Source organism: Dehalococcoidia bacterium (assembly GCA_035310145.1).
GTDB lineage: Bacteria > Chloroflexota > Dehalococcoidia > CAUJGQ01 > CAUJGQ01 > CALFMN01.
In genome coordinates this window covers 53198-73249 of record DATGEL010000030.1, presented here as the reverse complement: position 1 = coordinate 73249, position 20052 = coordinate 53198, and the positions used below count along the sequence as shown (strand labels likewise).

The window sequence follows — 20052 nt, the reverse complement described above, 5'->3', positions numbered from 1 at the left end:
CCTCTCCTTCTTCTGATTGGACATCGCGTTCCACGCGATACGGATCATTGGGAGAAGGAGAGGGGTAAGGGGGGTGAGGTTGAGGGCCCGCCGCCCGCCTCCTACACCAGCCCGCGCTCGACCATCGCCTCGGCGATCTGCAGGGCGTTGAGCGCGGCGCCTTTGCGCAGGTTGTCGCTCACCAGCCACAGCGCCAGGGCGTGCGGATGCGAGGCGTCGCGGCGGATGCGGCCGACGTAGACGGGGTCTTTGCCCGCCGCCTCGGCCGGGTGCGGATAGACGCCGCGCGCCGGGTCGTCCTCGATGCAGATGCCGGGCTGGGCCGCCAGCAGCTCGCGCGCTTCCTCCGGCGCCATCGGCCGGGCGAACTCGACGTTCACCGCCTCGCTGTGGCAGGTGTAGACGGGCACGCGCACACAGGTGGAACTGATGGGCAGGTCGGGCGCATGCATGATCTTGCGCGTCTCCTGCACCATCTTCCACTCTTCCTTCGTGTAGCCGTTCTCCAGGAAGCTGTCGATCTGCGGCAGCAGGTTGAAGGCGATCGGGTGCGGATAGACCTCGGCCGCCGGCCGCGCGTTCGCATCCAACGCCAGCGCCCGCGACTGCGCCCGCAGCTCTTCCACCGCCGCCGTGCCCGTGCCCGAGACGGACTGATAGGTCGAGACGACGACGCGCTGCACGGGGTTGACCTGGTGCAGCGGCCAGAGCGCCAGCACCAGCGGTGTGGTCGAGCAGTTGGGAATCGCCACGATGCGGCCGTGGCCGTCGAGATCGGCCGCGTTCACTTCGGGCACGACCAGCGGCACCGACGGCTCCATGCGAAAGGCGGAGCTGTCGTCGATGGCGACGGCGCCGGCCCGCGCGGCGATCGGCACCCACTGCCTGCTCGCCTCGGTCGTGGCCGAGACGAAGGCGAAGTCCTGGCCGGCGAAGCTGTGCTCGGTTGTCGCTTCAACCGGCAGATCGTCGCCGCGGAAGCGCATGGTCGTTCCGGCCGAGCGTTTGGAGGCGAGCAGGCGCAGCGACTTCAAGGGAAAGGGGCTCGTCTCGAGAATGCGCAGGAATTCGCGCCCGACGAGGCCCGTCGCGCCCACCACGGCCACGCTGTACAGCCGGTTCGCCATCTCCTCCTCCAGAAAACGTGCAGGCGGCGCCCAACCAGAGAACGGCGCCGCGCATTCATGATACGCGGCGCCCGTCCGGAGCTTCAACGGCGCCGGCACAGCAGCGGCGCGGCAGCGGCAGCCGGGCGAGTGCCTCGTCCGCCGATGGAACCACGACGCCCTCGCCTTCGGGTTGTTGTTCTGGGCAAACGTCCTTAGACCGGTCAGCTCGCCGGCGCCGCGGTCCCGGCAGATGACAGAACGCGCGCGGGGAAGCGGGTTCGCGGCCGCTAGGCTGTGTCTTGCGGCCGCGGGCGGGCAGGGGAGCGCGCCATGTGGCAGGGCCTGGAACGATGAGTGTCTTGCGCACAAGGCTGCGGGCGCTGCTGCTCGGCATCGCCGTGCTGCTGGGCGCGGGGCTCTGGCCGGGGCGCGGCGTGCTGGCGATTTCCGCGCGGCCCGCCCAAACGGCGCAGCCCGGCGCCTATCTTGTGCACGCCGACGGCACGGGCGCACTCAAGCTCGCCGCCGGCCCGGCGCGGCTGTTCTGGGCGCCGGACGACGATCGCTTCGCCCTCCTGCAGGAGATCGAGGGGACGGCCGCGATCTCGGTCGCCCACGCGGCCGACGCGGGCGACGGCCTGATCGTGTTTCAAGGCGCCGACAGCCCCGTCGACGACGTCGCCTGGTCGCCGGATGGCGGCTCACTGGCGTTGACCAGCGGCTTCGCCTTGCAGATCGTCGCCGCGGACGGCTCCGGGCCGGCGCGCCAGATCGCCGATCACGTCTACGCCTTCGCCTGGGCGCCCGGCAGCGGGGCGCTCGCCGTCGTGCAGTGGGACGGCCAGCCCGGCCACGGCGAGAGCCTGACGACGATCGCGGCAAGCGACGGCGCGGCCATCAGCCACATCCTGCCCGGGCAGACAAAGACCTGCCCTTCGCGGCTGGCATGGTCGGCAGACGGCGCCTATCTCGCCTTCAGCGCCGGCCTCTTCCAGAACCCGGTCTGCGGCGACCCGGCGCAGACGGCGCACGGCCTCTGGGTCTGGGACACCGCCGCGAAGGCGCTGCGGCAACTGGAGACGAAGGACGTCGGCCTCCTGCCGCGCTGGACGGCGGACGGCCAGATCGTCACGGTGCGCGAAGAGGACCCCTTCGCCCGCTCCGTGGTGGCCTACGCGCCGGCGGGCGGCGGCCAGGTCCTGGCGCAGTACTTCGACGACTGCCGCGAGCTGAGTGACCTGGGCGCGGGTGCGCAGGCCGGCGGCGGCGCGGCGCTGTTCCTGGACACCAGCGGCGATCTGCCGCAGATCGTGACGCTGCCGCTCGCCGGCGGCGATCAGACGGACCTCTCGCCGCCGGGAGCGTACACCGCCCTGCCGCTGCTTTCGCCGGACGGCAGCGCCGTGGCCTACTCGCTGGCCGGCGACGGCGACTACGCGGACCTGGCGATCGTGCGTACAGACGGCACGCCCCGCGCCGCCATGGCCGGCAACGGGTTGAGCCTGCGCGCCGAGAGCTGGTCGGCCGACGGCGCGACGCTGTTCGTCACCACGCAACCCCGGCCGTTGAACCGCTGCGCCCGCGTCGATCAGTAAGGCCGCCAACCACACGCCGCAAACCCGACGCCAAATCGTATCAGCAACCCACGATCGCCCCTCTCCCTCTCTCGATGTACCATCGCGTTCCACGCGATATACACGATTGGGAGAGGGAGAGGGGGTGGGGGTGAGGGTGAGGGCCCGCCCTCAGCGCGCGAAGACCGCGCCCGCCACGCCGCCCGCAAGCACGATCAGCGCCGGGCTGATGCGGCGGCTAAGCAGCGCGGCGGTCGCTGCCACGACGATCGCCGCCGTGGGCACGTCCACCACCGAGGCGCGAATCAGCGTCCAGCTCCCGGCCAGCAGCAGCCCCAGCGTCACCGGTGCAATGCCGCGCTCCAGCGCCGTGCGCCAGGCCGAGTGACTGAGCTTGTCCCAGCGCCAGCCGGCGACGTAGGCGACGCCGCCCACGGGCAGGAACATCGAGAGCATCGCCGCCAGCGCGCCGAACACGCCGGCGACCTTGTAGCCGATGCCCATCACCATCAACATGCCGGGGCCGGGCGTCAGCGCCCCCAGCGCGTAGCAGTCGGCGAACTCCTGCGTCGTGATCCAGTGATGCTGGCCAACGGCCACCCGCTCGATCTCCGGCAGCACAGAGATGCCGCCGCCGAAGGCCGCGAAGCTCGTGCGCACCAGCAGCAAGACGAGATCGAACAGGTCGCGCGCGTGGCTCATGCGCCGCCGTCCGTTTCACCCTTGCTCGCCGCTGCCTTCGCCGATCGAGCAAGCAGCGCCGGCCGCTTCGGCAGCGGCGCACGGAAGAGCAGCACGCCGAGCGCGCCCAGCAGCAGGATCGCCAGCAGCGTGGGCAGGTGCAGGACCAGCACGGCAACCAGCGTGAGCAGGCCGAGCAGCGCCGCGCGCAGGCCGCGGGCGCTCTTCCAGCCGATCTGCACGGTGGTGCCCAGCGCCAGCCCGGCCGCGGCAGCGGCGATGCCGCGGAAGGCCGGCCCGGCGCCCGGCACCTGCCCGCGCGCGAAGTAGAAGGCGCTGAGGCCCAGCATCAGCAGGGCGCCGGGGCCGAGCGTGGCGATCAGCGCCAGCGCCGCGCCGCGGAAGCCACGCAGCCGCTGGCCGAGCAGCACCGCCAGGTTGCTGACGTTCGGCCCCGGCAGGAGCTGGCTGATCGCCAGCCGCTCCAGCATCTCCTGCTCGCTGAACCAGCGGCGGCGCGTGACCAGCTCATGAAAGTAGTAGGCGAAACGGCCGCCGCCCATGCTGATCAGGCCGATCGTGCCGAAGGCGCGGAACAGCAGCCACAGCCCCACGGCCGCGGGGCGCGAGGACTGGACAGCCGGCAGCGGAGGGCGGTCTGGAGCGCTCCGATCGGAGGGCATGCAACCGGACTCCAATGGCAACACGCACGCGGCGAAGCGGCGCAGCCCGCACACGGAACGCGGGTACGGCCGCGATTGTAGCAGGCCGGCGCGCGCCGTCACGGCCGGCCGCTGCGCCGCCGGCCCGCCGCTCAGCTAATGCGGCAGCGGGATCTCGACCAGCGACTGGCCGATCACGCCGATCAGGCGGTCGCGCGCCGGGTCGACCGCGGCGCCGCGCAGACCCGCCAGCTTCACCTGCGTGAGCTGCCGCTTGAAGGTGCCGTTGGCGTCCAGCACGACGATGCGGCTGTTGCCACGGTCGGGCAGATAGAGGGCGCCGCTCTGCGGGTTGTAGAGCAGCGGCTGCGCGGCGGCCGGTGGCTTGTCGATGCCGGCGAGCTGGAACTGCAGCTCCTGGCCGTCGGCGAAGTGGCGGATGCTGCCGTTTTGGCCGGAGAGGAAGATGCCGCCGATCACCGACATGCCCGTGGCCTCGCGCACCTCCGGCCGCTGAATCGCCGGCGCCGGCTCGGTGTCGAAGCCGCCGGCGGAGCGGGCGTAGCGCCACACCGTGCCGGCCGCGGCGTCGAGCACGTAGAGGTCGCCGCCCGCGACGGCCAGCGCCGTGTCGCTCTTCCACTGGTCCACGCCGCGCAGGGGGATGGCGCGCAGGTCGTTGCCGGTGAGGCCGAACAGGTGATGCGCCGCGTCCAGGATCAGCAGCGTGCCCCTGTCGCCGGCGCCCTGCGGCGCCAGCCAGGCGATATGCCGCGCCTTGCCGGCGGTGACGCCGTCGATCTGGCTGCCGTCTTCGTAGGCCACGTCGGGCGGCACGCTGGCATCGCGCGAAACGCTGAAGACTTTGCCCAACGAGACGTCGAGCACGTACATCGCGTCGCCCGCGGCCAGCTCGACGGTGGAGGAGGTGCTCAACCCCGCGGCGGAGAGATCGGCCAGCTCGGGCACGTCGTTGAGCGGGTAGACCGCGTTCATCACGCTCAGCGCGTCGGCCACGCTGGTCGCGATCGGCGCGGCCTGGCTGTTGCCCGGCTTCAGGCGGCGGGCCTCGTCCACGTTGGACTGCGCCTGGTTCAGCAGCTCCCGGCGCTTCGAGAGATCGGCGGTGGCGTTGGCGCTGGCGAACTCGCTCTGCGCCGAGCGGATCAGGGCGCTAAAGCGCTGCGAGCGGCCGCTGTTCACCAGCGCCGGCAGGCCGAGCCAGGCCAGCAGGATCACGCCGAGCAGCCCCGCGCCGCCCAGCAGCAGCGGGCGCGGCAGCCGCGGGCCGTGTCCCAGGCTGGAGAAGCCGGGCGGGCTGCCGCGCATGCGCACGCGCGAGCCGGCGAGCTTGTTCGCCGCTTCGAGCACGGCCTCCGGCGTCGCCAGAGCGTGCGCCGGGGCGCTGCGCGGCTTGCGCAGCCGCTCCTCACCGAGGATGCGCAGCACGCCGTCGCCCTGGTCCGGGTGCGCGGCACGCACGATGTGGAACGGGTTGCGCCCCAGCGGCGACGGCCCGCGGCGCGGGCGCTCGGGTTTGATCGGCGGCTCGGGCAGCGGCTCGTCGCGCGCCGGCTCGGGCTCGCCACGGCCGAAGATGCCACGCCCGCCGGAGCGGCCGGCGTCGATCTCGCCAAACGGCTCGGCGGCGCGGCCGGGCGTGGGCTCGTCCGACTCACGCGTTGGCACCGGCGGCATCGTGCTGCGCCCGGCGCGGCGCGGGGCGCCCTGAGCCGGAGCGGCCGCGGCGCCCGCTGGTTCGTCCTCATCCTCGTCGCGGCCTTCGCGGCGCGCGATCTCGCCCACGACCGAGACGAGCAGCACGCCGCAGTCGCGCTCGTTCTGCGCCAGCCGGAACAGCTCGGCCACGCCGCTGTCGGGGTCCAGCCGCAGGCAGCGGGCCACGGCGGCCGCGTCGATGCGCCCGGCCAGGTCCGCGCTCAGCAGGGCGATGCTGTCGCCCGGCGCCAGCAGCAGGCGGTGGAACCAGGGGTCGAGCGCCTCACCCTCGCCCAGCGGCCGGCGCGAATCCCCTTCCAGCGGCTCCAGCCGTTCCACCCGCCCGCTGTGCAGCCAGTAGGCGACGCTGGCCCCGGCCTGCGCCAGATACGCCTCGTCGCCGGCGATCGCCAGGGCGGAGACGCCGATGCCCATGCGGTGCTCGGGCAGGCTGGAGCGGTTCCAGCTCGAGAGGTTGTGGTGCGCCTGGCCGAGCGCCAGCAGCAGGTTGCCGGTGACGGAGTACTGCGCGTGGCCGAAGGTGCGGGCGATCGTTTGCAGCACGCCGGCGCAGAGCTGGTCCGTGTCGGGGCGGCTCGGTTGCAGCGTGATATAGAGGTCGGCGGTGGTGTCGGCGACGCCGCGCCCGGCCACGGCGCCGGCGAACGGACCGTCTTGCAGCGCCTGCCCGCCGACAATGTTGAACTGCCCGAGCCGGACCGAAGCCGCCACCCTGCCCCCCGCCTGCGGGCGTTACGTCGCGCCGAAGGTATCACAGTTGTAACACTCGCTTCAAACGCGAGGGCCGCGTACGATGTGGCCGGCGCCGGCGCGCGAGCCGGGGCAGAGAACCGGGCGCTGTGCTTGCCGGGGCAAGGGGAGAGCCATGAGTCCGCGCGTGAAGCTGTGGTTCGGGGCCGCCCGGCCGTTCTCGTTCACGGCGGCGATCGTGCCGGTCGTCGTCGGCACGCTCGTCGCCGCGCCGAAGGCGTTCAATCCCTTCTACTTCCTGCTGGCGCTGCTCGGCTCGGTGCTGATCCAGGCCGGCACCAACCTGGTCAACGACTATTACGACCACGTCAAGGGTGTGGACGGGCCGGATTCGCTCGGCCCGAGCAACGCGATCCGGCGCGGCTTGATCAAGCCGCGCGAGGTGCTGCGGCTGGGCATCGCCTGCTTCGCGGCGGGGGCGCTGTGCGGGCTGGCGCTGGTTGCGCTGGTTGGGCTGCCGTTGCTCTGGCTTGGGCTGGCGAGCGTGGCGGCCGGCTTCTTCTACACCGGCGCGCCGATCTCGCTCGCCTACATCGCCCTGGGCGAGCTGACCGTGTTCGTGTTCATGGGGCCGGTGATGGTGATGGGCGCCTACTACGTGCAGACGGCGCACTGGAGCTGGGATCCGTTCATCGTCTCGCTGCCGATCGCCTTTCTGGTCACGGCGATCCTGCACGCCAACAACCTGCGCGACATCGAGGACGACCGCCGGCACGGCAAGCGCACGCTGGCGACGATCATCGGCCGGCGCCCCGCCAACTGGGAGTACTACCTGCTGATCGGCGCCGCCTACGCTTCGCTGATCGTGATGGTGGTGGCGCGCGTGGCGCCCTGGCCGGTGCTGCTCACCCTGCTCACGTTGCCGGCGGCGCTGCGGGCCGTGCGCTTCACCGCGCGCACGCGCGAGCCGCGCAAGCTCAACTACGTGCTCTTTCGCACGGCGCAGCTGCACATGCGCTTCGGCGCCCTGCTGGCCGCGGGGCTGGTTGCCGGTCTCGTCGTGCCGCACTGAGCCGCGTGCCGGCTCCCGGGCAACGCCATGCACAAGGAACCGGAGGCCGGCATAGCGGCCTCCGGTTCCTTGTGCATGGCGTTGCGTGCCTTAGAGGCTGCCGGCGATGCTGTTGAGCGTGTTGCTGATGTTGCCGCCGAGCAGGGTCAGCGCCGCCACGCAAACAACGGCGATCAGCGCCAGGATCAGGCCGTACTCGGCCAGGCCCTGGCCCTCTTCGTCACCACGCGGCTGATACGCGGCGGCGACGGCGCGGAGGAGAAAGCGATCGACCAACGACATTGCAGAACCCTTCCCCATAAATATCTCGGCGCGACGATTTCCCTGGCCCCACTGGCTTAGGATCGCCGTGTCCTGTTGCTAATTTCGGGATGGCGGGGAGATTCCTTAAGCACATTCGGCCCACGATCGCCGCGCCGTTCCCGAACGCTTACCCTTCGCGGGCGGCTCCAGCCGGCCGCTATAGTGAGGACACGCCCCGCGACGCTGCCGCGGGCATACCCGCACCGCCCCGGCTTCGGCAGTGAGGTTTGGCGCCAGAGCACCCTCAGTGGCGGGGCGACGGGCCGGATGTGCAGTCTTCTGTACGCGTGTAGGCGTGTAGGCGTGTAGGCGTGTAGGCGTGTAAGGAACGTTCGTGACACAACTGCTTCCCCAGCCGCCCGACACGCGTGTCGCACCGGTGGACGAGATCTTCCACGACGAGCACGTGCCGGACCCATACCGCTGGCTCGAAGACGGCGGCTCAGCGGAGGTACGGGCCTGGACCGCGGCGCAGAATGCCCGCACCTCGGCCGTGCTGGACGCTGTGCCCGGACGCGAGGCGCTGCAGCGCCGGCTGGCCGAGCTGCTCTCGGTCGGCTGGGTAGGTGTGCCGGAGCCGCGCGGCGGGCGGCTGTTCTATGAGCGGCGCGAGGGCACGCAGAACCAGCCCGTGCTCTACGTGCGCGAAGAACCGGATGGCGCGGAACGGGCGCTGGTTGATCCCAACGTGCTCAGCGCCGCCGGCACGGTCGCGCTGGACTGGCACTTTCCCTCGAACGACGGGCGGCTGCTGGCCTACGGCCTCTCCAGCGACGGCAGCGAGCAGAGCACGCTCCACGTGCTGGACGTCGATACCGGCGAGCCGCTGCCGGACACGATCTCGCGCACGCGCCACATCAGCCTCGCCTGGCTGGCCGACGGCTCCGGCTTCTACTACACGCGCCTGCCCGCGCCCGGCAGCGTGCCGGACGGCGAGGAGGGCTACCATCGCCGCGTCCTGCTGCACCGGCTGGGCGACGATCCGGACGGCGACGCACTGGTCTGGAGCGAGCGGCGCGATATGCGCGAATCGCCGTCGGTCGAGCTTTCCGACGACGGCCGCTGGCTGCTGCTGATCGTGGACCTCGGCTGGCAGCAGGCGGATGTCTATCTGCGCGACCTGCACGACCCGGCCGGCGGCTGGATCACGGTGGCCGAAGATATCGAGGCGCTCTTTTCCGGCGAGGTCCACGGCGAGACGCTGTATCTAACGACGAACCTCGACGCGCCGCGCTCGCGCCTGCTGGCCGTGCCGCTCACACACGCGCGCCGCGAACGCTGGCGCGAGATCGTGCCCGAGCGGGACGACGCGATTCTCGAAGGCGCCCGCATCGTCGGCGGCCGGCTGGCGCTGCACTACATGGTGAATGCACAGTCGCGGCTGGAGCTGCGCTCGCTCGACGGCGCCGAGGCCGAGGACGTGCCGCTGCCGGGCGCCGGCTCGGTCACGGGCCTGGGCGGCGAGCGGGGCGGCGACGCGCTGTACATCGGCTATACCTCCTTCACCGTGCCCGCCGCCGTCTACCGCCGCGCGTTGGCGGGCGGCGCGGTGAGCGAGTGGGCCGGCGTGCCGGGCGGCATCGATCCAGCGGCGGTGGCTGTGCGCCAGGTCTGGTACGGCTCGACCGACGGCGCCCGCGTGTCGATGTTCATCGTCGCGCCGACGGGCGTGGCGCTGGACGGCGACCGGCCCGTGCTGCTGAGTGGCTACGGCGGCTTCAACATCAGCCTGACGCCGGCCTACAGCGCGGCCACGGCCTTCTGGCTGGAGCAGGGCGGCATCTTCGCCCAGCCGAACCTGCGCGGCGGCGGCGAGTACGGCGAGGCGTGGCACCGCGCCGGCATGCGGGAGCAGAAGCAGCACACGTTCGACGACTTCATCGCCGCGGCCGAGTGGCTGATCGCCGCCGGCTCCACGCGCCCGGAGCGGCTGGCGATTCGCGGCGGCAGCAACGGCGGCCTGTTAGTCGGCGCGGCGATCACGCAGCGGCCGGACCTCTTCCGCGCCGCCGTCTGCGCCGTGCCGCTGCTGGACATGCTGCGCTTCCACCGCTTCCTGATCGCGCAGCTCTGGACCACCGAGTACGGCAGCGCCGAAGATCCGGAGCAGTATCGCTGGCTGCGCGCCTATTCGCCCTACCACCGCGTGCAGGCGGGAACGCGCTACCCGGCGGTGCTGTTCACCACGGCCGAGTCCGACAGCCGCGTCGCTCCGCTGCACGCGCGCAAGATGGCGGCGCTGCTGCAACGCGTGAGCGGGGCGACGCCGGCGAAGGGGCCGATCCTGCTGCGCGTGGAGACACAGGCGGGCCATGGCCAGGGCAAACCGCTGGCCAAGACGATCGAGGAACAGGCGGATATCTGGAGATTCATCTGTGACCAGCTCGGCGTGCCGCTACGGGGCGAATGATCCTGACTTCGCGGGCAGAGGCTATCCCTTGCCCATGCGGCCTCGGCCGCGGCGGGGTTAGGCGGACCGGCCGGATTGGGACAGACGCCGGTCCCAGTCCTACAATGAGGGCGCACGCGGCAGCGGCTTGATCGGCGCAGGTGCGAATGCGATGAGCAATGAATCCTCCGATCCGCAAGAAGACGCCGCGGCCCAGGCGCCGGAACCAGCCGTGCAACCCGCGGCGCGGCTGCCGCGCTGGCTGATCCTGGCGCAGATCGGCGCGGTGGCACTGGTCTCCGGCGTCATCGTGCTGGCGATCGTGCTGCTGCGGCGCGATCGGCCGGCGGTGCTGCACGTCGATTCCGCCGCGTCTTCGGTCAAGGCAGCCACGGCGCCGCACGCGGCCGCGCCGCCGCTGCCGCACCCCGATGGCCCGCTGGGCGCCCTGGAGCCGCACCCGCCCAGCGTCGGTCAGCCGGCGCCGGACTTCGCCCTGCTGGACACCGAGGGCCGGCGAGTGGAGCTCGCCTCGCTCAGGGGCAAGGCCGTGGTGGTCAACTTCTGGGCGACCTGGTGCGGACCCTGTAAGCAGGAGTTTCCCGAGCTGGAGAAGGCGAACGAGACGCTGGGGAACGACGTGGTGATTCTCGCGCTCGACCAGGCGGAGAGCGTGAGCAAGGTCTCGGCCTTCCGCGACCAGTTTGGCGCCGGCTTCACGATCCTGATGGACTCCGACAACGCCGTGGCAGACGCCTTCCGCTTCAACGGCATTCCCGACACGGTGTTCATCGACCGCAACGGTATCGTGCGTGATGTCGTGCTCGGCCCGCTTTCGGCCGGCACCTTCCGCTACAAGATCACCCAAACGCTGAACGCGAAGTGAGCGCGAAGCCGGACCTGGCGCTGCTGCGCTTCCTGTGTGCGGCCGCCGGCGCCACCATCGTGCTCAACGAGGCGCCGGACGGCGCTGGTGCGCACGGTTCGCCGAGGGCGCCGGGGAACAGCCTGCCGGAGCGCCTGGTGGCGGCCGCTCGCGCCCTGCACGCCGCGGCCAGCGCTGACGAGGGCGCCACGATCGCCTACGGGCGGCTGGCGGCACTGCCGGCCTACGCGCATCTGCGCGCCATCACGGCCGAGCTGGCGGCGTTCGAACCAGCGGCCCTCGGCCACCGCGCGGCACGGCTGGCCTTCTGGATCAACGTCTACAACGTGCTGGCGATCGACGCGGCGGCGCAGTTCGGCATCGCCGGCTCCGTGCGCGAGCAGCCCGGCTTCTTCCATCGCGCCGCCTATCGCATCGGCGCGCGGCGCTTCTCGCTGCACGAGATCGAGCACGGCGTGCTGCGCGGCAACCGTGCGGCGCTGCCGCGGCTGCCGGCGCCCTTTGCCCCGAACGATGCGCGGCTGGCCTGCTGCCTGCGGCCGCCGGAGCCGCGCCTGCACTTCGCCCTGCACTGCGCCACGCGCTCGTGCCCGCCGCTGCGCGTCTACACGGCGGCGCACGTCGACGCAGAGCTTGAGGAGGCGACGCGGGCCTTCGTGCAGGGGGGTGGCGTGACGTTCGCCGGCGAAACCGTGCGCCTTTCCTCGATCTTCGCCTTCTACGCCGAGGACTTCGGCGGCCGCACCGGCCTCACGACCGTTATCGGCCCGTTTCTCGAAGGCGACGAGCGCCGCCGGCTGCATGAGGCGCTGTGCGCGGGCCGCGAGCAGTATGACCCGTACGACTGGACGCTGAACGCGGCGGGCGCGCGGGTTACCCCACTGGCCGGAACTTCGGCAGGCTGATCTGCTCGGTGACGTCCTCGAAGGTCACTTCGACGGGCATGCCGACCCTGATCTGCGCCGGGTCCGGCGCGATGCCCACGAGGTTGGTCAGCAGGCGCGGGCCTTCTTCCAGGTCGACCATCGCCGTGACGAAGGGCACGTCCTCGCGGAAGGCTGGGGTGGGCGCGCGGTGCACAATGGCGAAGGTGTGCAGCGTGCCCCGGCCGCTCATCTGCTGCCAGCTCACGTCGCGCGAGCCGCACATGGGGCAGATGTCGCGCGGATAGTAGTAGGGCTTGGCGCAGGCGTTGCAGAAGCGCAGCCAGAGCTCGTGCGCCTTGCAGCCCTGCCAGAAGCGCTCGTTCTCCGGCGTGATCAGCGGCAGCGGCTTGGCGTAGGCCGGTTGCGTCGTCATCTTTCGGCGTCCTTTGCAGCGCGGCGCTAATCGGCGGCGAGCACCAGCGTGCCCGTGGAGGAGAGCGAGCCGCCGGTGCCGTTCACCAGGGCGATCTTGCCGTTCGCCACCTGGCGCTGGCCGCACTCGCCGCGCAACTGGCGTGTGGCCTCCAGCAGCAGGAACATCCCGTACATGCCCGAGTGCGTGTAGCTCAGGCCGCCGCCGTTGGTGTTCGTGGGCAGGGCGCCGCCCGGTCCCAGGCGGCCGTTGCTCACGAAGGCGCCGCCCTCGCCCGGCTTGCAGAAGCCCAGCGATTCCAGCGTCACCAGCACGGTGTAGGTGAAGGAGTCGTAGAGCATCGCCAGGTCGATCTCAGCGTGCGAGACGCCGGCCATGCCCATCGCCGCCGGGCCGGAGTACTGCGCCGGCGTGCGCGTGAGGTCGGGCATCTGGCTGATCATGCTGTGGTCGTGCGCCTCGCCGGCGCCCAGCACCCAGACCGGCTTCTTCTTCAGATCGCGCGCCCGCTCGGGGCTGACGACAACGCAGGCGCCGCCGGCGTCCGTGACCAGGCAGCAGTCGAGCAGGTTGAAGGGGTAGGAGATCAGGCGCGAGTTGAGCACGTCCTCGACGGTGATCGGATCGCGCATCAGCGCCTTGGGGTTCATACTCGCCCACTGGCGCGTCTGCACGGCGATCTGCGCGAGCTGCTCTTTGGTCGTGCCGTAGAGCGCCATGTGCCGCATACAGGCGAGCGAGTAGGCGTAGGGCGGCCCCAGCACGCCGAACGGCGCCTCGTACTGCCCGGCGAGGTTGGAAGGGTCTGGCCCGCCGGGGCCGCGCCGGCCGCCACCCAGGTGCCCCTCGCCGTGCGTGATCAGCACGACGGAGGCGCGGCCGCCGGCGATCGCCTCCAGCGCGTGGCCGACGTGGATCACGAACGAAGAACCGCCGACCGAGGTGCCGTCGGAATAGCGCGGCACGATGCCGAGATACTCGGCCGTCTGCATGGGCGAGACGCCGGCCGTGGCGATGCCGTCGACCTCGGACCTGTCGATGCCGGCGTCGGCGAGCGCGTTGATCGCCGCCTCGGCATGCAGTTGCAGCGAGGTCTTGTTCGGCACGTTGCCGATCTGGTCGGACTCATCGACGCCGGCGATCGCGGCGCCGCGGTAGAGCGGATGCGGCATGGCCTCACCCCCGGCCCCTCTCTATGCCAGGGAGAGGGGAGCTTCGGAGCGGAGCTGAGGAGCCTCACCGCCCCGCTTTCAGCCTCAGTCGATCCAGTCGTCGATCTCCGTCTCTCGGACAGCGGAGGCAAGGAGCGCAAGCGGCCTTACCCACGCGGCAGGCCCAGGCCGCGGGTGGCGATCACGTTGCGGTTGATCTCGCTGGAGCCGGCGGCGATCGTGCCGGCGACCGTCGTCAGGTACTGGCGGCTGAGGCGGCCGTGCAGCGCCGCCAGCGGGCCGTCGTCGTAGACGTTGCCGTACATGCCCAGCGCCTTCATGCCCGTTTGCGCCAGCCGCTGGCCGGCCTCGGCGCGGAAGTTCTTGTTCATCGAGGCTTCGTAGTTGGGGATGCCGCCGCGCTTCTGAATCGAGATGATGCGGTAGCTGATCAGCTTCGAGATCTCCGCCTCGATCGCGCGCTCGGCCAGCTCAGTCTTGAGTGCGGCCGTCACCCGCACCGGCACGTTGCCGCCTTTCGACGCCTCGCGTACAAACGTGACCAGGTCGTTCACCTGGTGGCGCATGCCGATCGCGCTGGCGATGTTCGAGCGTTCGAAGTCCAGCAGCGTGGCGCCGACATACCAGCCGCGGTTCTCCTCGCCCACCCGGTTCTTCACCGGCACGCGCACGCTGTCGAAGAACTCCTGGTTGAAGTAGTGGCGGCTGGACATGTCCACCAACGGCTGCACCTGGATGCCCGGCGACTTCATATCGACCAGCAGCATGGAGATGCCGCGATGCTTCGGCGCCTCCGGGTCGGTGCGCACGAGCATGAACATCCAGTCGGCGCGGTGCGCGCCAGAGGACCAGATCTTCTGGCCGTTGATCACGTAGTCGTCGCCGTCGCGCACGGCGCGGGTTTGCAGACTGGCCAGGTCGGAGCCGGAGCCGGGCTCCGAGTAGCCCTGGCACCACTGCACCTCACCGGAGGTGATCTTGGGCAGGTGCTCCTGCTTTTGCTCCTCGGTGCCGTAGACGATCAGCGTGGGGCCGATCATCTGCACGCCCATACCGCCCACCTGCGGCGCCCGCGCCTCGGCCATCTCTTCGTTGAAGATGAACTGCTCGCTCGGCGTGAGGCCGGCGCCGCCGTACTCTTTGGGCCAGTGCGGCGCGATCCAGCCCTGGCCCGCCAGGCGGCCGCGCCAGGTCTTGAGGTCGCCTTCGCGCGCGGGGTCGTCGATCTCCGGCTCGAAGGTAGAAGTGAAGCCGTTGGGCAGGTTCTGCTTGATGAAGCCGCGCACTTCGGTGCGAAATGCCGCCTCTTCCTGGTTGTCCTGGAAATCCACGCTGCCCCCTCTGTCTACGCATGCACAAGCGATACGGGCCGCGCCGAGCGCGGTCCCGTCCTGAGCGTCTGCTCAGTTCCGCTGCCTTCGCTGCGACGGTAGCGCAGGCCGTTGCTACTCGCAACCGCATTGGCGCTATGATGGCGCCGGACAGTCGGCCCTCACCCCCTTCCCCTCTCCCAATCCTGGGAGAGGGGCGATCCGGGGTCGGGCGTTCCGACGATCATGCGGTTAACCCGGCATCGTCCGATTCCTCCTCCGCCCGATCGCCCCTTTCCCTCACCCCAAATCGCGCCCCGCGCGATGTCAGAGATTGGGGGAAAGGGGACGGGGGATAGAAGGCCGAGACGCAGACGGAGGCAACCCATGGAGTTCGCATTCACCGCACAAGACGAGGCGTTCCGCAGCGAGGTGCGCGGCTTCATCCGCGACAACTGGGGCGTGGGCGACACCGTGGGCGGTATCGCCGCCGAGGGCGACGACGAGTTTCCGCGCATGCGCGCCTTCGAGAAGAAGCTGGCCGAGCGCGGTTGGCTGACGATGGCCTGGCCCAAAGAGTTCGGCGGCGACGGCGCCAGCCACATCCGCCAGATGATCTTCCGCGAGGAGTGCGCCTATCACGGCGCGCCCGGCGGCGGCGGCCAGGGCATCAACATGATCGGCCCCTGCATCATGGTGCACGGCAACGACGAGCAGAAGCAGCGCTTCCTGCCGCCGATCGCCAGCGCCGACGTGATGTGGTGCCAGGGGTTTTCGGAGCCGGGATCGGGCTCCGACCTGGCCAGTCTGCAAACCCGCGCCGTGCGCGACGGCGACGACTACGTGATCAACGGCCAGAAGATCTGGACCAGCAACGCGCAGCACGCCGACTGGATCCACGTGCTCGCGCGCACCGATCCCGACGCGCCCAAGCACCGCGGCATCACCTACTTCCTGCTGGACATGAAGACGCCGGGCATCTCGATCCGGCCGATCGCGCAGATGCACGGCCGCTCCGGCTTCAACGAGACGTTCTTCGAGGACGTGCGCGTGCCGCGGCGCAACGTGCTGGGCGAGATCAACCGCGGCTGGTACGCGGCGGCCACGACGCTGGACTTCGAACGCTCGGGCGTGGGCCGCATCGCCGGCGGCATGCGCACGCTGGAGCTGTTAACGCAGTTCTGCCGCGAGGCGACGCTGAACGGCGTGCCCCTTTACCAGCGCCCCGGCGTGCGCACGAAGCTGGCTGAGCTGGCGATCGAGCATGAGGTCGGGCGCTATCTCTCCTACCGCGTCTCCTGGATGCAGGCGAGCGGGCGCATTCCCAACTACGAGGCCTCGATGTCCAAGATGTACGGCTCGGAGCTGAGCCAGCGGCTGGGACAGGCGGGCGTGAACATCATGGGCGCCTACGGCATGTTGTACGAAGGTGACCGCTGGGCGCCACTTGAGGCGAAGATGCAGGTGCTGTATCTCAGCAGCGTGTCTTCGACGATCGCCGCCGGCACGAGCGAAGTGCAGCGCAACATCATGGCCACCCGCGGCCTCGGCCTGCCGCGGGGGTAGGGCGCCGCAGCGGCACGGGTTCAGCGGCGGTCGGGAGGATCGGGGGCGCCCGTTCAGCGAGCCGGTGATCCCCAGGCTCACCGCACCGGAGGGCCATGTGCTACAATGCTCTGTGAGGTGGGCTTGCGCCCACCCGAGGTGAGCGTTGGCGTACGCAAAGATTGACCGCAAGGGGCGGATGACGATCCCGCAGGAGTACCGTGAGCGGCTAGGTCTCAGGGCCGGGCGCGGAGTGTACGTACAGGAGCATGGCGGCATGCTCTCAATCAGCCCCGAGCCCGAGGAGCCCGGTCCGCTGGTGGCGGCCGCTCGCGCCATGCTCGAAGCCGGCAATGTCGTGCCCTTCGAGGAAGTGGCGGCGCACTTCGGTGTCCACTTTCGTGCACCTGCACGCCGGAGGGCGCCGTGGCTCAAGCGCCGCAAGCGCCATATCAGATCGTGATGGCCTTCGAGGTTTTCGAAGACCTCGAGCAGATGAAATCCACGCGCACAGCTGCACTTGCCCGGATTCGAGGTCTTGCCCGTCGGCCTGACTGGGGGCACCCACTCACTGGCTTACTCAAGGGGTACCGTTCGCTCGAGATTAGCCATGACAAGGCCGGAGCCCAGCGCGCGGTGTATTACGTCCACGGAGAGCGCCGGCAAATTCTTGTGCTCGCGGTCGGCACCCACGAATACGCCTATCAACAGGCCGCGGCGCGGGTTGAGAGGTATCGCTGAAAAGGGCGACTGACAACGCCCGAATTCCCGAAGCCTGTGCCACGATCGCCGGCGGGCAGTTTGTCGGTCCGGGAGACGGTGACGTGGCATGACGCATCCCGTTGGACTCGTCATGTACGGTACGGGAATCCACGCCTGGGTGCTCGACTTGCCTGGCTGTATCGCCGGCGGGCGGAACTCCGAGGCGATCGCACTGATGCTGCCGCTCGCGATCGCCGAGCACGTTGCCTGGCTGCAGCAGCATGGAGAAAGCGTCGACGCGTCTCCTGCATGGGAGGCGGTCGAGAGCATCGACCCACTGACGCAGTCGGACGCCGACGGCGACTTCTGCTTCGCCGACGATCGGCGGCCCCTGCCGCGTGCGGAACTCGAAACCTGCATCGCACGGCTAGAGTTTGCCCGAGCCGACCTGCTCGGACTCGTTTCCGCGTTACCCGATGCGCTCCTCGACTGGGCACCACCCAGATCATCGGTTGAGGCGTTCGATGTCTGGGCACCAGGAGCGCGGACCGTCCGCGACATCCTTGCACACGTGCTCAGCTTTGAGGTGTTCTATCGCGATGGGCTGAAGGATGGCCCGGCCAGGGGCATCTTCGAGACCGTGGCCGATGTGAGCGGAGAGCGGGTCACAACGCTCGCGCTCCTGCGCTCGCTCAACGATGCGCAGCGGGAGCGAGTCTATCGCCCCGTCCGTCCCGGACTGGTCACGCCGGGAAGTTGGACCGTCCGTAAGATGGTGCGGCGGATCATCTCGCACGATCGAGCACACACCGCGGAGATACTGCAGCGGCGCACGTGGATCCTGCTTGGCGTGCCCGACCGTTCCGTGCACGCTGACGCCGTGTAACGGCTTGTGCTGCACTCGGTATTGATGCGCCATGTGTAGGCAAGATCGAGGTTGAGACCACGCTAACGGTTTCACCTGGACAGTGAGGCTTGGAAAAGCTCGGCCGCAAGCCCGCGGCATTTGGTTCGGTCGCCGCGGGCGCTCGCGCGATGCTCAAAGCCGGCGATATTCGGCCCTTTGATAAACCCGCCTGGGGGTGAGCAACCGACGCTTCAGGCGAGCATGGCGGCGTAGCGCTCTTGCAGGGCCTTTTGCGCCTGCTCCGACCATTCCATGCTGTGGCCGGCGAGTGCGGCTTCGAGCTTATCGAGCAGGCGGTGCCAGCCGGCGCCGTTGCGCGAGATGATCAGCGTATAGTCATCGCCGCGGGCGACCGTCGCGGCCGCGCCGCGGATGTCTGCCATCCCCAGCGAATGCGTGAGCACCAGCAGGCAGCCGTCCGCGATCGGGCTGAGCCGCCAGGTGACCACGGCCGTCGGGTTGACTTGCTCCCAGAACGTGTGCTCGAAGAGCGTGGGCGGCTCGATCCGCAACACGCGATCGACCACCCGATCGCCGGACCCGTGATACGAGACGTAGCGGCCGCCCGGTCGCAGCTCGATCTCCGGCCGCTGGCCGAGCCAGCGCTCCAGCTCGGCCGGATCGGTAATGGCCTTCCAGACGGTGTCGATCGCATGGGAAAGCCGCCGCTCGAAGCGGAACGTTACCCGCTCGCCGGTCTGCTCAATCGTGCCGTCGCTCATCGGCTTCCTTCCAATCCGGCCGGTCCGGCCGGTCCGGCCTGTCCAGGTAGCTCTCCAGCGCAGCCAGCCGCCCTGTCCACAGGCGCCGGTACGGCGCGAGCCAGGTATCGATCTCGGCGAGGGCCGCGGGCTCCAAGCGGTAGCGCCGGTGCTGCGCATCGACGCGGGCGCTCACCATCCCCGCATCCTTGAGGACGCGCAGATGCTTGGAGGCCGCCGGCTGACTGATCCCGAGCTGCTCAGCCAGCTCATTCACCGGCCGCTCGCCTTGAAGCAAGGCGTCGAGGAGGCGCCGGCGCGCGGGCTCCGCGAGGACGACAAAGGCGTTCACCGCGGCGAGTATACCTCAACAGGTATATGCTGTCAACGGCATATACGACGCGCACGACGGCATTTGCCGTACCGTCAGCGGCAACCGAGCGTGGTTTCAAGCACGTGCTTAGAACCGCGGGCCGCCCGAGCAGATGGTGCTCGCGCGGGCCCGGAAGGCAGGAAACGCCGCCCCGCGCGGCAACGGCACGCCGCCGGCGGGTGGCTCTTTTGAGGTCGTTCGGCTCACTCCGCCCCAGACTGGGGCGGCGGCGCCGGCTCTCAACAGCCCGGCTCGCCGGGGTGGCCGCAGCAGCCGCGCAGGTGCACGATCTTGCTCGCATTGTTCGCCAGCAAGCGCCGCAGCTTCCAGCCCAGTGGTCCCGGCTGCCGCCAGTTGGCCCGGCTCGCGCTCAGCGAGTGGCGGGTGCGCTCCTCTTCCTCCGGCATGGCGCCCTCCTCAAGCGGCCGGCAGCCGCTACTCGAAGCTGGTCTGCACCTTGTGCACGAAGCCGCGGGCCGTGCTGGAAACGCCCGTGATCTCGGCGCGGTCCAGATCGGGTGAAGTCGTGATGTGCTTCTGCACCAGCCGCCCGATCGGCTGCGAGGCGAGCACGCCGAACATCGCCGCCGTGACCACCGTGGGCAGCCGCTCGAAGCGCCGCTTCGAGGAACCCAGCGCCACCAGGCTCGCCAGCCCGGTCAGCACGCCGGCCACGGCGATGTTTGTGCCGCAGAGCGGCGTCACCGCCAGGCCGGCCTCGCCCGCCTTCAGCCGCAGCAGCGCCTCGCGGGCGCTGCTGGTGATCGCGTCGGTCGGAATCTTGCCGTAGATGTAGAAACCGTCGGCCACGGCGCGGCCTGCCAGGCGCACGTCCGGCCCCAGCTTACCCAGCAGGATCGAGACCGTGCCGTGCTCCAGCGCGTGGTTGCGGCGCACGGCGCCGACGATCCCGCCGTTCATCTGAACTCTCGCCTCA

At 70.2% G+C, this 20052-nt stretch carries 21 protein-coding genes; 9 read left to right on the top strand and 12 right to left on the bottom strand.

Going from position 1 to position 20052, the window contains the following annotated elements; translation table 11 throughout:
- Positions 1–101 precede the first annotated feature (101 nt).
- A complete protein-coding gene (locus tag VKV26_05640) occupies positions 102–1127 on the bottom strand; it encodes an aspartate-semialdehyde dehydrogenase (GenBank protein HLZ69378.1) in 1026 nt (341 codons plus the stop codon).
- A 341-nt stretch (positions 1128–1468) separates the two neighbouring features.
- Between VKV26_05640 and VKV26_05635 the strand changes: the two genes are divergently transcribed.
- The gene (locus VKV26_05635) at positions 1469–2704 is read left to right on the top strand and encodes a hypothetical protein (protein ID HLZ69377.1); all 1236 of its coding nucleotides are present in this window, start codon (positions 1469–1471) and stop codon (positions 2702–2704) included.
- A gap of 150 nt (positions 2705–2854) precedes the next feature.
- On the opposite strand, the gene VKV26_05630 is transcribed toward VKV26_05635, so the two are convergent.
- From VKV26_05630 to VKV26_05620, 3 genes are all read right to left on the bottom strand, one after another.
- The gene (locus VKV26_05630; protein HLZ69376.1) at positions 2855–3385 is read right to left on the bottom strand and encodes a chromate transporter; all 531 of its coding nucleotides are present in this window, start codon (positions 3383–3385) and stop codon (positions 2855–2857) included.
- Positions 3382–4047, bottom strand: a complete 666-nt coding sequence (locus tag VKV26_05625; GenBank protein HLZ69375.1) for a chromate transporter — start codon at positions 4045–4047, stop codon at positions 3382–3384. The genes VKV26_05630 and VKV26_05625 overlap by 4 nt, the downstream gene beginning before the upstream one ends.
- Positions 4048–4182: 135 nt before the next feature.
- A complete protein-coding gene (locus tag VKV26_05620; GenBank protein ID HLZ69374.1) occupies positions 4183–6477 on the bottom strand; it encodes a hypothetical protein in 2295 nt (764 codons plus the stop codon).
- A 154-nt stretch (positions 6478–6631) separates the two neighbouring features.
- Here VKV26_05620 and VKV26_05615 point away from each other — a divergent pair, with 154 nt between their 5' ends.
- Positions 6632–7528 (top strand): 1,4-dihydroxy-2-naphthoate polyprenyltransferase, encoded by an 897-nt coding sequence (locus VKV26_05615; GenBank protein HLZ69373.1) that lies wholly within the window; start codon positions 6632–6634, stop codon positions 7526–7528.
- A gap of 90 nt (positions 7529–7618) precedes the next feature.
- Here the strand turns inward: VKV26_05615 and VKV26_05610 are convergent, their stop codons facing one another.
- Entirely contained in the window at positions 7619–7810 is a 192-nt protein-coding gene (locus tag VKV26_05610; GenBank protein HLZ69372.1) for a Flp family type IVb pilin, read from the bottom strand.
- 355 nt (positions 7811–8165) lie between these two features.
- Here VKV26_05610 and VKV26_05605 point away from each other — a divergent pair, with 355 nt between their 5' ends.
- The 3 genes from VKV26_05605 (at position 8166) to VKV26_05595 (ending at position 12011) form a co-directional block, all read left to right on the top strand.
- Positions 8166–10241, top strand: coding sequence for a prolyl oligopeptidase family serine peptidase (locus VKV26_05605; GenBank protein ID HLZ69371.1), 2076 nt, complete (start codon positions 8166–8168; stop codon positions 10239–10241).
- 151 nt (positions 10242–10392) lie between these two features.
- A complete protein-coding gene (locus tag VKV26_05600; protein HLZ69370.1) occupies positions 10393–11106 on the top strand; it encodes a TlpA disulfide reductase family protein in 714 nt (237 codons plus the stop codon).
- Positions 11103–12011: a DUF547 domain-containing protein gene (locus VKV26_05595; protein HLZ69369.1), complete on the top strand. Its 909-nt coding sequence runs from the start codon at positions 11103–11105 to the stop codon at positions 12009–12011. Before VKV26_05600 ends, VKV26_05595 begins: the two co-directional genes overlap by 4 nt.
- Here the strand turns inward: VKV26_05595 and VKV26_05590 are convergent.
- The 3 genes from VKV26_05590 to VKV26_05580 form a co-directional block, all read right to left on the bottom strand.
- Positions 11980–12405, bottom strand: a complete 426-nt coding sequence (locus VKV26_05590; GenBank protein ID HLZ69368.1) for a Zn-ribbon domain-containing OB-fold protein — start codon at positions 12403–12405, stop codon at positions 11980–11982. The two genes, VKV26_05595 and VKV26_05590, sit on opposite strands and share 32 nt — an antisense overlap.
- 26 nt (positions 12406–12431) lie before the next feature.
- Positions 12432–13577, bottom strand: coding sequence for an acetyl-CoA acetyltransferase (locus tag VKV26_05585; protein ID HLZ69367.1), 1146 nt, complete (start codon positions 13575–13577; stop codon positions 12432–12434).
- Between the two features lie 146 nt (positions 13578–13723).
- Positions 13724–14908, bottom strand: coding sequence for an acyl-CoA dehydrogenase family protein (locus tag VKV26_05580; protein ID HLZ69366.1), 1185 nt, complete (start codon positions 14906–14908; stop codon positions 13724–13726).
- 366 nt (positions 14909–15274) lie between these two features.
- Between VKV26_05580 and VKV26_05575 the strand changes: the two genes are divergently transcribed.
- The 4 genes from VKV26_05575 to VKV26_05560 all read left to right on the top strand — a co-directional run bounded on the left by VKV26_05575 (position 15275) and on the right by VKV26_05560 (position 18020).
- Positions 15275–16453, top strand: coding sequence for an acyl-CoA dehydrogenase family protein (locus tag VKV26_05575; protein ID HLZ69365.1), 1179 nt, complete (start codon positions 15275–15277; stop codon positions 16451–16453).
- Between the two features lie 145 nt (positions 16454–16598).
- Positions 16599–16895: an AbrB/MazE/SpoVT family DNA-binding domain-containing protein gene (locus VKV26_05570; protein ID HLZ69364.1), complete on the top strand. Its 297-nt coding sequence runs from the start codon at positions 16599–16601 to the stop codon at positions 16893–16895.
- Positions 16859–17173 (top strand): hypothetical protein, encoded by a 315-nt coding sequence (locus VKV26_05565; GenBank protein ID HLZ69363.1) that lies wholly within the window; start codon positions 16859–16861, stop codon positions 17171–17173. The genes VKV26_05570 and VKV26_05565 overlap by 37 nt, the downstream gene beginning before the upstream one ends.
- An 88-nt stretch (positions 17174–17261) precedes the next feature.
- Positions 17262–18020, top strand: a complete 759-nt coding sequence (locus tag VKV26_05560) for a DinB family protein (GenBank protein ID HLZ69362.1) — start codon at positions 17262–17264, stop codon at positions 18018–18020.
- Between the two features lie 212 nt (positions 18021–18232).
- Here the strand turns inward: VKV26_05560 and VKV26_05555 are convergent, their stop codons facing one another.
- From VKV26_05555 to VKV26_05540, 4 genes are all read right to left on the bottom strand, one after another.
- A complete protein-coding gene (locus VKV26_05555; protein HLZ69361.1) occupies positions 18233–18763 on the bottom strand; it encodes an SRPBCC family protein in 531 nt (176 codons plus the stop codon).
- Positions 18744–19094 (bottom strand): metalloregulator ArsR/SmtB family transcription factor, encoded by a 351-nt coding sequence (locus VKV26_05550; protein ID HLZ69360.1) that lies wholly within the window; start codon positions 19092–19094, stop codon positions 18744–18746. The genes VKV26_05555 and VKV26_05550 overlap by 20 nt, the downstream gene beginning before the upstream one ends.
- 260 nt (positions 19095–19354) lie before the next feature.
- Positions 19355–19522 (bottom strand): hypothetical protein, encoded by a 168-nt coding sequence (locus VKV26_05545; GenBank protein ID HLZ69359.1) that lies wholly within the window; start codon positions 19520–19522, stop codon positions 19355–19357.
- Positions 19523–19550: 28 nt separating this feature from the next.
- A complete protein-coding gene (locus VKV26_05540; GenBank protein ID HLZ69358.1) occupies positions 19551–20036 on the bottom strand; it encodes a DUF6391 domain-containing protein in 486 nt (161 codons plus the stop codon).
- Positions 20037–20052 lie beyond the last annotated feature (16 nt).

Coding starts and splice junctions, on each gene's coding strand:
- VKV26_05640 (HLZ69378.1), bottom strand. CDS start 1,127: ATGGCGAACCGGCTGTACAGCGTGGCCGTGGTGGGCGCGACGGGCCTC.
- VKV26_05630 (HLZ69376.1), bottom strand. CDS start 3,385: ATGAGCCACGCGCGCGACCTGTTCGATCTCGTCTTGCTGCTGGTGCGC.
- VKV26_05625 (HLZ69375.1), bottom strand. CDS start 4,047: ATGCCCTCCGATCGGAGCGCTCCAGACCGCCCTCCGCTGCCGGCTGTC.
- VKV26_05615 (HLZ69373.1), top strand. CDS start 6,632: ATGAGTCCGCGCGTGAAGCTGTGGTTCGGGGCCGCCCGGCCGTTCTCG.
- VKV26_05610 (HLZ69372.1), bottom strand. CDS start 7,810: ATGTCGTTGGTCGATCGCTTTCTCCTCCGCGCCGTCGCCGCCGCGTAT.
- VKV26_05600 (HLZ69370.1), top strand. CDS start 10,393: ATGAGCAATGAATCCTCCGATCCGCAAGAAGACGCCGCGGCCCAGGCG.
- VKV26_05590 (HLZ69368.1), bottom strand. CDS start 12,405: ATGACGACGCAACCGGCCTACGCCAAGCCGCTGCCGCTGATCACGCCG.
- VKV26_05585 (HLZ69367.1), bottom strand. CDS start 13,577: ATGCCGCATCCGCTCTACCGCGGCGCCGCGATCGCCGGCGTCGATGAG.
- VKV26_05575 (HLZ69365.1), top strand. CDS start 15,275: ATGGAGTTCGCATTCACCGCACAAGACGAGGCGTTCCGCAGCGAGGTG.
- VKV26_05560 (HLZ69362.1), top strand. CDS start 17,262: ATGACGCATCCCGTTGGACTCGTCATGTACGGTACGGGAATCCACGCC.
- VKV26_05555 (HLZ69361.1), bottom strand. CDS start 18,763: ATGAGCGACGGCACGATTGAGCAGACCGGCGAGCGGGTAACGTTCCGC.
- VKV26_05545 (HLZ69359.1), bottom strand. CDS start 19,522: ATGCCGGAGGAAGAGGAGCGCACCCGCCACTCGCTGAGCGCGAGCCGG.
- VKV26_05540 (HLZ69358.1), bottom strand. CDS start 20,036: ATGAACGGCGGGATCGTCGGCGCCGTGCGCCGCAACCACGCGCTGGAG.